Source organism: Acinetobacter sp. RF14B, from assembly GCF_006864105.1.
Taxonomy (GTDB): Bacteria; Pseudomonadota; Gammaproteobacteria; order Pseudomonadales; family Moraxellaceae; genus Acinetobacter; species Acinetobacter lwoffii_C.
On the sequence record NZ_SMTB01000078.1, the window covers coordinates 1 to 14,010 of the forward strand.

11 protein-coding genes are annotated in these 14,010 nt (G+C 45.0%); 4 read left to right on the plus strand and 7 right to left on the minus strand.

Going from position 1 to position 14,010, the window contains the following annotated elements; translation table 11 throughout:
• The 3 genes from E2K52_RS11040 to pheA all read right to left on the minus strand — a co-directional run.
• The coding region (locus E2K52_RS11040) for a prephenate dehydrogenase/arogenate dehydrogenase family protein (RefSeq protein WP_151205142.1) at nt 1–1,439 on the minus strand (1,439 nt) is incomplete at its 3' end.
• Nucleotides 1,440–1,442: 3 nt separating this feature from the next.
• Nucleotides 1,443–2,534, minus strand: a complete 1,092-nt coding sequence (gene hisC, locus E2K52_RS11045) for a histidinol-phosphate transaminase (protein ID WP_151205143.1) — start codon at nt 2,532–2,534, stop codon at nt 1,443–1,445.
• A 65-nt stretch (nt 2,535–2,599) separates the two neighbouring features.
• The gene (pheA, locus tag E2K52_RS11050) at nt 2,600–3,709 is read right to left on the minus strand and encodes a prephenate dehydratase (RefSeq protein ID WP_151205144.1); all 1,110 of its coding nucleotides are present in this window, start codon (nt 3,707–3,709) and stop codon (nt 2,600–2,602) included.
• A gap of 489 nt (nt 3,710–4,198) precedes the next feature.
• On the opposite strand from pheA, the gene E2K52_RS11055 reads away from it, so the two are divergent.
• Nucleotides 4,199–4,717, plus strand: a complete 519-nt coding sequence (locus E2K52_RS11055; protein ID WP_151205145.1) for a DJ-1/PfpI family protein — start codon at nt 4,199–4,201, stop codon at nt 4,715–4,717.
• Between the two features lie 113 nt (nt 4,718–4,830).
• Here the strand turns inward: E2K52_RS11055 and E2K52_RS11060 are convergent, their stop codons facing one another.
• Together E2K52_RS11060 and E2K52_RS11065 are read right to left on the minus strand one after the other, a co-directional pair.
• Nucleotides 4,831–5,973: an acyl-CoA dehydrogenase family protein gene (locus tag E2K52_RS11060; RefSeq protein WP_151205146.1), complete on the minus strand. Its 1,143-nt coding sequence runs from the start codon at nt 5,971–5,973 to the stop codon at nt 4,831–4,833.
• Nucleotides 5,974–6,136: 163 nt separating this feature from the next.
• Nucleotides 6,137–7,480 (minus strand): dicarboxylate/amino acid:cation symporter, encoded by a 1,344-nt coding sequence (locus tag E2K52_RS11065; protein WP_151205147.1) that lies wholly within the window; start codon nt 7,478–7,480, stop codon nt 6,137–6,139.
• A gap of 428 nt (nt 7,481–7,908) precedes the next feature.
• On the opposite strand from E2K52_RS11065, the gene E2K52_RS11070 reads away from it, so the two are divergent.
• Complete coding sequence (locus E2K52_RS11070) at nt 7,909–8,910, plus strand: glycosyl transferase family protein (protein ID WP_151205148.1); 1,002 nt, start codon at nt 7,909–7,911, stop codon at nt 8,908–8,910.
• Nucleotides 8,911–9,524: 614 nt separating this feature from the next.
• On the opposite strand, the gene E2K52_RS11075 is transcribed toward E2K52_RS11070, so the two are convergent.
• Both E2K52_RS11075 and E2K52_RS11080 read right to left on the minus strand, forming a co-directional pair.
• Complete coding sequence (locus E2K52_RS11075) at nt 9,525–9,797, minus strand: YeaC family protein (RefSeq protein ID WP_151205149.1); 273 nt, start codon at nt 9,795–9,797, stop codon at nt 9,525–9,527.
• A gap of 2 nt (nt 9,798–9,799) precedes the next feature.
• Nucleotides 9,800–10,738 carry an NAD(+) kinase gene (locus tag E2K52_RS11080; RefSeq protein ID WP_151205150.1) on the minus strand — a complete coding sequence of 313 codons (939 nt, stop codon included), beginning with the start codon at nt 10,736–10,738 and terminating at the stop codon, nt 9,800–9,802.
• Between the two features lie 474 nt (nt 10,739–11,212).
• On the opposite strand from E2K52_RS11080, the gene mrcB reads away from it, so the two are divergent.
• Complete coding sequence (gene mrcB, locus E2K52_RS11085; RefSeq protein WP_151205151.1) at nt 11,213–13,600, plus strand: penicillin-binding protein 1B; 2,388 nt, start codon at nt 11,213–11,215, stop codon at nt 13,598–13,600.
• A gap of 14 nt (nt 13,601–13,614) precedes the next feature.
• On the plus strand, nt 13,615–14,010 hold a 396-nt coding region (locus E2K52_RS11090), incomplete at its 3' end, for a tetratricopeptide repeat protein (RefSeq protein ID WP_151205152.1).

Here is a 14,010-nt window from a genome sequence, read left to right on the forward strand (position 1 = left end):
ATGCCGGATTTCACCTGTGCCGATGCCATTGGCAAATCATACTGGATGCCTTTCAGGTTTTGGTTTCCGGTGATAGATACCGGCGGCGTACCGCGTTCACCTGTGGTTTGAATCTGGGCGCCCATTTCACGTAAAGGATTGGCAATACGCTCCATCGGACGTTTAGACAGCGATGCATCACCGGTCATGACTGAATCGAATTTTTGTGCAGCCAGTATCCCCGAAAGAAGACGCATCGAAGTACCCGAGTTCCCCATATAGATTGCAGACTGCGGTGCTTTCAGACCGTGCATGCCCACCCCATGAATGGTCACTTCACCATTTTTAGGGCCTTCAATACTCACACCCATATCACGGAATGCCTGCAAGGTTGCCAGTGCATCTTCGCCTTCCAGAAAACCAGTCACATGCGTGGTACCTTCTGCAATGGCACCAAACATGATAGAACGGTGTGACACAGATTTGTCACCAGGCACGCTAAATTTGCCCTGGAATTTTTTGGCACCCGGCTGAATGGTAAATTGTTGTGTCACTTTACTTTTCTCCATGAAAGGTTTCTTGACAAGCATATGATTGAAGTGCTGGCGCGCTGCCTGAGCATGTCCCAACAAACCCATTAATGTCTGGGAGTCTTCCTCTTCAATCAGTTTACGAATAATGGCGAGCTGTGCCTCAAAGCCATCCACGGCGTTGAGTATCGCTTTTTTATTGGCAAAAAAGATGTCATGCCACATCTGTGGGTCACTGGCGGCAATCCGCGAAAAATCCCGAAAGCCTCCCGCAGCATAACGAAAAATGTCTAAATTGTCTTCACGCTTGGCCAGCTGTTCGACCAAGTTAAAGGCCATTAAATGCGGCAAATGACTGGTATGAGCCAGCACTTCGTCATGCTTGTCCACATCCATACAAATAACTTCCGCATGAGCGGCCTGCCAAAGCTGAATCATTTTATCGACAGCCCAGTCTGCACTGGTCGGCAATGGTGTTAAAATGACCTTATGGTTGGCAAATAAATCGACCTTCCCGGCATGTACACCGGTGTGCTCTGCACCTGCAATAGGATGCCCTGGCACAAAACCGGCTGGAAGCTGCTCACCATATACCGCCTTGGCAGCAGCGACTACATTGGTTTTAGTACTGCCAACATCCGTAATGATGACATTTTCAGCCAGATGAGGCTGAATGGTTTCCAGTACCTTTTGCGTAGCACGTACTGGCAAGGCCAAAACAACCAGATCTGCACCCTGAACTGCCTGTACCGGATCAGTATAACCCGCAGAAATCAGCCCCAGTACTTTGGCATCTTCTAGGGTTTTTTGTGAGCGTGTCGAAGCCACGATGTCATTCGCCAAATGCTCGGCACGAATGACCCGCGCCAGGCTTGAACCAATCAGTCCAAACCCGATAAATGCAACTTTTTCAAACAGTGGCTGCGACATGGTTTACGCTTTAGCCTCTAAGCCGAGTACTTTGGCAAGTGCGCTCAGGAATTTGGCATTTTCTGCTTCGGTTCCAATCGATACACGCAAATGATTTTGAATCCCTACAGGGCGCACAATCACACCCTCTTTCAACAGGCTATTGAATGTTTGTGCCGGATCAGCCTGTATATCAACCAGAATAAAGTTGGCGCGTGAAGGCACGTAGTTCAGACCTAAAGCCTGAAAACCTGCTTCAAGCTGAGCCATGCCCGCTTTGTTCGCTTCACGAGATTTTTCAATAAACGCTTCGTCTTTCAGGGCCGCAACAGCAGCGACCATCGCCAAATGGTTAACGTTAAATGGCTGACGAATACGGTTCAGATAATCCGTTACTTCAGCAGAAGCCAGAGCAAAACCTACTCGCAGTGCAGCCAGACCATAGCACTTAGATAAAGTACGACTCACGATCAGGTTTGGATACTGTTTCAGGAATTTCAGACTATTGAAATTTTCCGGGAAATATTCCACATAAGCTTCGTCAAGCACAACGATGACCTTGGCAGGCACTTTTTGCATAAAGCTTTCAAATTCAGCTTCTTCAAACCAGGTGCCTGTCGGGTTATTCGGGTTTGCGATAAAGATCAGCTTGGTATTGTCTTTAATAGCCGCAGCCATCGCATCAAGATCGTGCGAAAAACCTTTTGCCGGGACTTCAATCGCTTCTGCATTAATCGCTTGGGTCACCAGGGCATAGACAGCAAATGCATGCTGGCTATACACCACAGAATCTTGTTCGGAGACAAAAGCTCGGGCAAAAATTTCTAGCAGGTCATTTGAACCATTACCTAAAGTAATCTGGTCATGATTAAAACCAAACTGTGCCTTGATCTGGTCTTTTAAAATAAAACCGCCGCCATCCGGATAACGGCCAATTTCAGCAATTTCAGCAGCGACAGCTTCTTTGACTTTATCTGAACAACCCAACGGGTTTTCATTAGAAGCCAGTTTCACGATGTCGGTGATACCCAATTCACGCTCAAGCTCACTGATGGGCTTGCCTGGTTGATATGGCTTTAATTTAGAGATGCCTTCATTGGCTGGGACAAATGACATTTTTGAATTCCGATTTACAGATGAAACAGTGACCAATACCCTCGCACTGGCCACAAATGGTTGACTTAAAGTACAGCTTGAGGATATGAACCTAATACCCGAACTTCTTTAACCAGTGGGCGAATTTCTGCAATTGCCGCTTTGACATTTTCCTGTTCAATATGCCCTTCCAGATCAATAAAGAACACATAGGCCCATTTTTCCGGAAGTGCCGGACGGGTTTCAATACTGGTCAGGCTGATATTGTGCTTGGCAAACGGAGTCAGAATTTCCAGCAATGCACCTGCACGGTCATGAGCAGACACCAGTAATGAGGTTTTATCATTACCACTTTGCGGTACTTTTTCACGGCCAATTACCAGGAAACGTGTGGTATTTTCCGGGTTGTCCTCAATATTGCCATGCATGATTTCAAGGCCATAAATATTTGCCGCAATCTCGGACGCAATTGCAGCCGAATGCCATTCATTGCGAATACGGCGTGCTGCTTCGGCATTTGAGCTTAAAGCCACACGCTCTACACCGGGATAATGTGCATCCAGCCACTTACGACATTGCGCCAAAGTCTGCTGATGGGCATAAATCTGCTTGATACTATCTTTACGGGTATTTTCAGAAATCAGGAATTGATGATGGATTGGCAGTTCCACTTCCCCAATCACATTCAGGTTCGATGTTTTAAAGCAATCCAGCGTATGGTTCACTACACCTTCAGACGAGTTTTCAACTGGTACCAGACCATAATGGGCACCTCCCGCTTCTACTTCGCGGAAAACTTCATCAATGGTCGGCAATGGACGCACCACTGCATCGTGTCCAAAATGTTTAAGTACTGCCGAGTGCGTATATGTTCCTACCGGCCCCAAAAAGGCAATACTTTGTGGCGCTTCAAGGGCTAGACAGGCTGACATAATTTCACGGAACAGACGTGCCATGGTGGTATCTGACAATGGACCTTCGTTACGTTCCATAACATTACGCAATACCTGCGCTTCACGTTCCGGACGGTAAAACAGCGGATTCTCTTCCAAAGCGAACTTTGCTTTCGCTACTGCTTCAGCCAAACGTGCACGGCGGTTAATCAATTGCTGGATTTGCTGATCAACAGAATCGATATCTTCACGAATGTTAGTCAAATCTAGAGAAGTCGTGGTGTCTTGATCGTCGTTGATCATTATTATATCGCCCTTCATAAACCTTATCTGTTCCAGTATAACAATAGTCAGCTGCAAATGTTACGCAATATAACTTTATTGGATTAAGTTTTAAAAACAGTCATTTGTTTTTAACCGCTTATCGGTTTTCGTCATATCTGGTAACACTCATGGCAGCCTTTTCACCGCATTTACATTATTAAATTGTAAATTTAGTCTGCCCATCTTAACTGATTTTAAGCAAGATGAAATATCACTATTTCTGAATCTTGATAACTTTTTTAAGCATAAGAAAATTAAAAATAAAGCAAACTCACCTCACCTATTCCTGCCCCAGTGACTTGCTGGACTGTTCACAATATTAAGCACATGCTCATCAAGGTATTTACCCACTTTTGCTTGATTTAGCTTAACTTTTTTACAGTAAAATACTGATCGCTTACAAAGCAGAGACGTTTTTTTAACCTTAAGTCGCTAGTCTGATTTGAAACGAGGATTGGGGTGTTTATCATGCCAAAAAGAATAGCTGTACTGGTGACGAACAATTTTGATGATCAGGAATATCTGGAACCTGTGGAAGCCTTACGCGCAGCCCAGCATACTATCTGCAATATTGAACTACGTGCAGGCAAGGTGGTTTATGGCTTGCATGGTGGTCTAGCCGTTACTATTGACCGTAGTATTGAACAGATCAGTATTGATGATTTTGATGCTTTACTCATTCCAGGGGGTGAGTCTCCGCTTGCACTGGCCCATGATGTTCGGGTGCTGCATTTTATTCAGGCTTTTAATCAGGCCAGAAAAACCATTTTTAGTCTGTGCGATGCTTCATTATTACTCAGTGAAGCCGATGTATTAAAAAACCGGATGATTACCAGTATCCGTGCCCATGCACTGCGCGTACAGTATGCAGGAGCAACCTATTATGATGCCGAACTGGTCAACGATAATAATCAGCTGATTTCATCACGAGTTCCCAACGACTTGCCTATTTTTATTCACGAATGCCTGAATGTACTTAAATCTTAAAACAATAATATATTGATACTTTCCAGATTTTTACATCCTGTTTTCTCCTTGGATTTTTAAATATTTCCCCTGTAAAAAAAGAGTTCATAACGAACTCTTTTTTTACTTGAAACTTACCGTCCTAGCAGACCTCGTGCCACAATTTCCTTCATAATTTCATTGGTACCCCCATAGATTCGCTGAATACGCGCATCCACAAAGAAACGGGAAATTGGATATTCCGTCATATAGCCATAACCACCGAACAACTGAAGCAGATTATCAGCAACTTTCATCTGCATATCGGTCGAGAAGCTTTTTAAGGCTGCTGCGGTTTCAACATCCAGTTTGCCCTGCATATAAAGCTCGACATTCTGATTATAGAATGCAGCAGTTGCCAGCTCATCAATTTTGGCCTGAGCCAGTACAAAACGGGTATTCTGGAACTGGGCAATAGCCTGACCAAAAGCCTGACGCTCTTTGACATATTGTGTGGTGACATCAATAGAACCGCGTATTGCACCCAAGGCAGTTGCTGCAATGGCAGTACGTTCACGTGGCAATTCCTGCATTAAATAGGCAAAACCCTGACCCGGCTGGCCCAGCAACTGATCTTTGGGCACTTTGACCTGATCAAAGAACAGCTCTGAAGTATCCTGAGAATGCAAACCAATTTTTTCCAGATTGGTGCCTTTTTTAAAGCCCTCCAGATGGGTATCGACTAATAGCAGTGAGACTCCTTTCGCACGTGCCTGCGGGTCGGTTTTTACCGCCAGCACCACCAGATCTGCATGTTGCCCGTTTGAAATAAAGGTTTTGGAACCATTTAATAAATAATGATCATCTTGCAAAATCGCATGCGTACGTATGGCTTGCAAGTCTGAGCCGGCACCCGGTTCGGTCATTCCAATGGCACCCACCACTTCACCCGTCACCATTTTAGGTAACCAGTATTTTTTCTGTTCTTCTGATCCAATATGCAGAATATAAGGCGCAGCAATATCTGAATGACACGACAACCCGGTGGAAATTGCGCTATAGCCTGCCCGTGCAGACTCTTCGATCAGCATCAGGGAATAATGCGTCGGCACACCATAACCGCCATACTCTTCCGGCACATCTACGCACAGGAAACCATTTTCGCCCATCGCATGCCAGACTGAACGCGGTATCATGCCTTCGCGCTCCCATTGTGCATAATGCGGGGCAACATGTTCATTCATAAAACGTTTAAAGTTATCGCGAAATAATTCCAGGTCAGCATCATAGGCCAGCATTCTTTTATCCTTATAGCGTTTATCATTATATCCCGAGCACAGACTAACTATTTTTAAAGCCACTGTCATGTGCTGAAGCTGACTTTTTCCCAACTCCTGAGTCAATAAGTTTTTCCCATAAAAAAAGGAAGCCGTAGCTTCCTTTTTTTATCCAGACAACGCATTAATTTGCTTGTGGGCCGTCCTGTAGCATTTGTTTATCAATTTCAGCCGGATTTGCCAGCGCCCAATCCAGTTTTTCTTTATCCAGCTGGCCCACCCATTTTGCAACCATTAAAGTTGCCAGAGAGTTACCCACCAGGTTGGTCAAGGCACGTGCTTCAGACATAAAGCGGTCAATACCGAGGATTAAGGCCAGACCGGCAACTGGGATATGACCTACCGCAGACAGCGTTGCAGCCATAACAATAAAGCCGGAACCTGTGACCCCTGCTGCACCTTTTGATGAAATCAAGAGTACCAGCAGCAAAGTGATCTGATGTGAAAGATCCAGCTGGGTATTGGTCGCTTGCGCAATGAAGATTGCCGCCATGGTCAGGTAGATTGAGGTTCCGTCCAGGTTAAACGAATAACCGGTTGGAATAACCAGACCCACCACAGATTTTTCTGCACCTGCCAGCTCGAGTTTTTTCAGCATACGTGGCAGCACCGATTCTGAAGATGACGTTCCCAGAACAATGAGCAGCTCTTCACGGATCAGACGGATCATTTTCATGATGCTAAAGCCGCCAATACGTGCAATCGTACCTAGAACAATAAAGATAAACAGGAGACAGGTAATATAGAAGCAGATAATCAGCTGTGCCAACTGCGCCAGTGAACTGATGCCGTACTTACCGATGGTAAAGGCCATCGCACCGAAAGCACCAATTGGAGCAAGCTTCATCACCATATTCACGATGTTAAAGAATACATGCGAGATCTGATCAATGAATTTCAGGACTGGCTTGCCTTGGGTACCCAGCTTATGCAATGCAAAACCGAACATGATGGCAAATAGCAGAACCTGTAAAATTTCGCCTTCTGCAAATGCACCTACGACTGTATTTGGAATAATATTCATCAGGAAGTCGATGGTAGACTGCGACTCACCTGAGGCTACATATTTACTAATCCCACTGCTATCAAGTGAGGCAGGATCAACGTTCATGCCCACACCCGGCTTGGCAATATTAATCACCAGCAGACCGATAACCAGTGCAATGGTCGATACGATTTCAAAGTAAAGTAAAGCAACCCCACCGGTTCTACCGACTGACTTCATACTTTCCATACCCGCGATACCACTCACGACTGTACAGAAAATCACGGGTGCAATGATCATTTTGATCAAACGAATAAATGCATCACCTAAAGGTTTTAGCTGCTCACCCAGGCCTGGAACATACTGTTCTACGCCATTGATGATTTGTGTACCACTTGGTGAAAAATGTCCTACCAAAATACCTGCGATAATGGCTACAATCACTTGGAAATAAAGTGATTTATAAATTGGTTGTTTCGCCATAACAAATCTACTTGAACGATGTTTCAATAAAAACAAACAAAAAAATGCACTTTTTTAAGCGCACGACCTGCCCCCTCTGGCAAAAGAGTGAAATTCAACCAAATATTCATTCAGTCAAAATAGCGTTTCACAATTGTGAAACGCCAATGCTCTCATCTGATGCTTAGCATCCGACGAAAGTATGAGAACGGGAGAAAGAGATTAAGAAAAATTAAACACACTCTAAGGATTGGTTAAATTTTACCGAATAATTAGCCTGAATGTGTAGAGGTAAATACACATTTGGTCACTTTTTGGGCGAGACCCAATTAGACCTTAGTCGATAGTGAACTATATATTCCGGTTTATCGTATACTGAAATCCATCTTCAGATGAGTTGACATATTTCTTATCTTAATGATCATTTTTCAGGGCATGCCGAGTAAGTTATGAATAGCAAAAGAAATATTTATAAAGATTTTGAACATCCTTTTGCCCAGTTTGTACGGATTATTGGGAAAGGAAAAAATGGCGCACGCTCTTTAAGTTATGAAGAAGCCTATCAGGCTTTTAGCATGATTTTAAAAGATGAAGTACTGGATGTTCAACTGGGAGCCTTCTTGATGCTGCTTCGGGTCAAAGAAGAATCGGTAGATGAGCTGGCCGGGTTTATAAAGGCCACTCGTGATCAGCTTCATTTTAAAGCCCTGGAAGTTGATCTGGACTGGTCCTCTTATGCGGGTAAGCGCAAGCATTATCCGTGGTTTATTCTGTCTGCCTTAACTTTGGCCAAGCATGGCTACAAGATAGTCATGCATGGTGCTTCCGGGCATACAATGAACCGGATCTATACTGAGCAAGTCCTGACTTACTTAGGCTATCCAATCTGTCAGGATGATCAGGACGTGGAGCAACAGCTTCAGCAACAGCATTTTGCTTATCTTCCCCTCGAAGTTATTTCACCAATTCTGGCCGATTTAATCACATTACGTAATATTATGGGCCTACGCTCCCCGATTCATACTTTGGCACGCCTGATTAATCCCTTTAACACCAAAGCCACTTTACAGGCCATTTTCCACCCGGCTTATCGCAGTTCACATCAACAGGCTGCATTTAAACTGGGCTATCAGAACAGTGCGGTCATTAAAGGTGAAGGGGGCGAGTTCGAACGCAATCCGGATGCCAGAACTTTAATCTGCGGGATTAAAAATGGCGAACTTTACGAGCATGAATTGCCCAAATTGACTGATAACCGCAGTCCAACTGAGGAAGAGCTGGATCTGGAGGTTTTCAAAGCAGTTTGGGAAGGCAGGCAGCAACATGACTATGGGGAAATGGCGGTGACTGAAACTATGGGGATTGCGCTCTATACCATGGGTGTATGTGACAGCTATGCGGCCGCTATGCAGCAAGCGAAAACTCTGTGGGCGCAGCGCCATCTACTATAAAGTTTTTCCTTAATTTAACGGCGAATCGGCTCCTGTGCTAACAGCCTGCTGTAATCTGAACTGGCTGACATAAAGTGTGATGCCAACGTATAGAAACAGCAGCAGGTTCGCCGGTAAGTTGATCTTTCGGCCGCCCCATTATTCAGCTCAAAATAAATTGTGAGTTGAAGATCCTGTTTATGACCTTCTCATGAATATTCCAGTGAGCAAAGAACATCAGGTACGGCTTCCCCTTCAGCACACCCTGATAAACTCCAATCCTCTTAACGAAACAATCAGCATTTTTTTATTCAGCATCCTCTGGCCGAAATTGCGGCTGCTTACAGGCAGCAAAATGTTGATACTCTAGCCTGATGCCGAGCAGCTCCTGGATAAGCTGTAAGGCAGTGCCCGTCCATTTCTGGATAAAGACGACCTGGAGCAGGAACAGCCGAATTATTATGACAATCATCTGAACTTTGAATTAGCTGATGAGATTAGCCAGTTTGAAGATGGGCAGCTGGTCAATATTTGCATGGAAAGTTAAGTCTGGATTTCTGCGCCCATAAAAAAGCATTGTGAACATCACAATGCTTTTTTAGCTTTCAACACTTCTTTAAAAATGTCGGGCCAGATTATACAAAACGGATCGGCTTGAATTCTGGTTCATTTTTGTGATGATCATCATCACATTGCTCGCCTTCCTCTTTGGTCCCGCGATCAATATAGCCACTACGTTCAGTTTCTGGCAGATGCTTAATTTCCCAGGCATAGACGGCTTGCATACAGGTCTGGCGCTGTTCTTCGGTTAATGCCACACCATTTGGCCATTTTCCAATCTCAATTGCTGTTCTCAGGCGCTCAACAATTTCAGGATTGAGTACGGCAAGCATTTGTTCAATATTCATGTTTAATCCTGCTTAAAATAATCAAAGTCCTGGTTCCAGCCCAGTTTGGTTCGACACGCATTATAGAAGTCATAACCTGGCGGATGCAGAAGATTCAGTTTAAATGGATGCTTACGAATATGGACGCTATCGTCAATATTCAAAGACACGCTGTGTTGTCCATCCGCACTTACCATCGGCAGTACGCGATTTTCACGAATTAGTAATTTCACTTCGCTATGTCCCCCCACCACAATCGGTCGGGAAGATAAAGTATGTGGATGCATAGGCACTAACACAATGGCATCCATACTTGGATTCAAAATGGGTCCACCACCAGACAAGGCATAAGCAGTTGAGCCGGTTGGAGTCGCTACGATCAGGCCATCACTGTGCTGACGGTAGACATACTGTCCATCAATATTCAGCTCAAAATCGATCATATGTACCGATTTACCCGAGTGTAAAACAATATCATTCAGGGCAATGGCATCGTAAATAATTTCGCCTTTGGAGCGGATTTCCACTTCTAGCAGAAAACGGCGTTCGGTCTGAAAATCCCCTTTTAACACCTGATCCAGCTTAAAGATCACTTCTGTAGGCTTGATATCAGTGAGAAAACCCAAACGTCCACGGTTTACTCCGATGACCGGGGTATTGTACTTGACCAGTGCACGTGCTGCATGCAGCAGTGAACCATCACCGCCCACCACAATCACCAGATCGACCACTTCACCCAGTAAGGCCCGGCTGACCGTTTGCGTATTCTGATAAGGCACCAGCTCAGCAGTGTCAGCATCAAATACCGGATGCAGACCGAGGTTCAGTAGATGATCATGGATAAGACATAAGGTTTCAACCACAGATGATTTATCAGGACGTCCTATTAACCCGATATTTCGAAATGTCTTATGGGAAATTTGCACCAGTATCGTCGCTCCATTACGAATCTTCGCTATCATAACATTAAGCCATACCCGGTTGACAATTTATAAAGCAGGCTGATTATGTCTTAGTTTCTTTGATATATATTTAAGGCCTGTTGACACTTCATCTAACTGTGCAACCTTAAGAGAGATATCGCGCAAGATTTTTTAGCTGATATCAGGCCTGAGTTCAAAGATTTAGCCATTTTAAAGGCATGACCCCATAAACGAGATAGCAGCAAAAAAATAGATTTGTCCTGAAAGGCCATAGCAAAGACGCTCTCGGCTTTCGTTATAAAACCTGGCAAGTCTCGTTATTTCCTTCATTTCATGCCTGGTGTGCTCGGTTTTAGTTACAGCACACTGCATGTATAAAGTGTCAACAGTCTCCAATTAAGGAGAAATTGTGGTTTTAGATTTTAATTTTAATCACAATACTTGAATAATTATTGCAAAATAATGAAAAGCTTCGCATGATTAGCACAATTTCACAGGATCTTATCATTATTTATGAAGTCTGAACGTGGCCTGGGTCTGCTCGCCTTACTCTTCTCCATTCTCGTCATTTCCGCCTTCGTTGCTTTTAGTATCTATTTGATTCGTCTAGATAATATAGTACGCGACAAGTTTGAAGGCCAGCGCTGGGATATTCCGGCCAAAGTATTTGCACGCCCGATGGAAGTTTATGTCAATGCGCCAGTCAGCCAGCAGGACGTACAGCAAGAATTAAAACTATTAGGTTATAAAAACTCTGACAGCTATGCCAAATCGGGCAGCTTTGTCAGTACGGGGAATATCTTATATGTACATACCCGTGGCTTTGATTTTGGTGACCGGGTTGAACCGGAACAAGTCCTAAAAGTCAGCTTCAATGGCGAACAGATCAGTGATGTCAGTGCAACCAAGCCTTCCAGCTCGGGAATTGCCCGTTTAGAACCTTTATTAATCGGTGGTATTTATCCGCAGCATAATGAAGACCGGGTTCTGATTAAGCTTAATAAGGTTCCTAAACCGCTGATTGAAGCACTCATTGCCACGGAAGACCGTAACTTCTACCATCATCATGGGGTGTCGCCGCGTGGTATTGCCCGTGCGGTGGTCAGCAATATTACCGGGGGTAAACGTCAGGGTGGTTCAACCCTGACCCAGCAACTGGTCAAGAACTTCTATCTCACCCCTGAACGCACCTTAAAACGTAAGGTGAATGAAGCCTTTATGGCCATGCTGATTGAGTTGCACTACAGTAAAGATGAAATTCTGGAAGCCTATTTAAATGAAGTAAATCTGGGCCAAAACGGTAGTTATTCTATTAATGGTTACGGTCTGGCCTCACAGTTCTATTTTGGCCTTCCTCTACGTGAATTAAATATCTCCCAGCAAGCATTTCTGGTCGGTCTGGTCCAGGGCCCGAGTTTATATAACCCGTGGCGTAATCCAGAAGCTGCTAAAAAGCGTCGTGATATTGTCTTGAACAATATGCAAGTCATGGGTTATCTGACTCAGGAACAGTATGAAACTGAAACGGCACGTCCGCTGAATGTGATTGCCAAGCCGACCTTAGGTCCGGCGCGCTTCCCGGATTTTCTGGACATTGTGCGTCGTCAGCTGCGTACCGATTATCAGGAAGCCGATCTGACCAATCAGGGCCTGCGGATTTTCACGACACTTGATCCACTGGCACAAACGCGCATTCAGGAGAGTTTCAAAAATACGGTAAGCAGTTTAAGTAAATCCAATCCGCGTCGCCTGAAAGATTTACAGGGCGCTGTTTTGGTGGCACATCCTGAAAATGGTGAGCTGGTCGCAGCTGTCGGGTCTACTCAGGATTTTACCGGCTTTAACCGTGCGCTGGATGCCAAGCGTCAGGTCGGTTCTTTATTGAAACCGGTCATTTATCTCACTGCTTTGGAGTCTAACCGCTATCACTGGGCCAGCCCGATTGAGGATAGCCAGCTCAGTATACAAAGTGATGGCAAAGCCTGGACTCCTAAAAACTATAGTGGGCGTGAATATGGTGTGGTGCCGATGGTACAAGCCCTGTCTCAATCCTATAACCTGTCTACAGTACGTTTAGGACAAGAATTCGGTCTATCCTCCTTTATCAATCATCTGAAAAAATTTGGTGTGAGCTCGGATATTCCATCTTATCCATCCATCTTTTTAGGTGCGGTCGATCTGTCACCGATGGAAGTGATGAACATTTATGGCAACTTCGCGACTGGCGGATTTAAATATCCGGTCAAAGCGATTCGTTCAGTGGTGGATGCCAATGGCAAATCTCTGGATCGCTATAGCCTGGATGTACAGCCGACGATTAATCCGGCATCGGCCTATGCGCTGAATTATGGCTTGCAGCAGGTTATGAATAGCGGGACTGGCCGTGCAGCCTATAACAGCCTGCCACGTAGCCTGAATCTGGCCGGAAAATCGGGAACCACCAACGACACACGTGACTCCTGGTTTGCAGGGTATTCCGGTAACTATATGGCTGTGGTCTGGTTGGGCTTAGATGATAACAAGACAACCGGTTTAACCGGTTCTTCGGGTGCACTGCCGGTTTGGACCAATGTGATGAAGCAGCTGCGTCAAAAACCGGTCAATCTGGCACAACCGAATGAGATTCAATGGCACTGGCTAGACCGCTATACAGGACAGTTATCTGCACAAGGTTGTGAAGGTGCCATGTATATTCCAATCTCCAGCCATGCCATACCGAATCAGGCTACGGCGTGTGGTATATCGCACTATGCCACTGAACCTTATACCATTGACTCTGAACCTGCTGAAACTGAAGAAATGGATGAAATCAGCCGCTATATACAAGAAACTGAAACAGAAATAGAACGTGATCTGTCTAGCGAAACCCGTATTATCTCGAGTGGAAGTTATAGTCAATAATTGAGCCTGTCATCATGTTAGATAAAGTCATTCCTGGTCTGCTCATTCTCGGTCTGGTGGGCTGCCAGACCATTTCCGAACCGGAGCAGCCTCTTACCCCGGCTAAACCGGCACAGGAGCAGCCGAAAGTTGCCACACCGGATGGTGTGGTGATTCGTCCTTATGACCGCCCGGAAATTAAACGTCAGAAGATTATCCTTCCTGAGCAGAAACCACAGGCACAAAAATTTAATGATGGCCGCAATCTGCCTGCCTTTAAAAAGCTGATGCAACAAACCCAGCAAGCGTATAGCAAGCAGCAGTTTGTTCAGGCTGAAACCACTGTATTGCAAGCCCAGCGTCTGGCACCTCAAGCGCCTGAAACCTATCTCTATCTGGGAATGATTGCCAACCGCACCAACCAGCCCGCC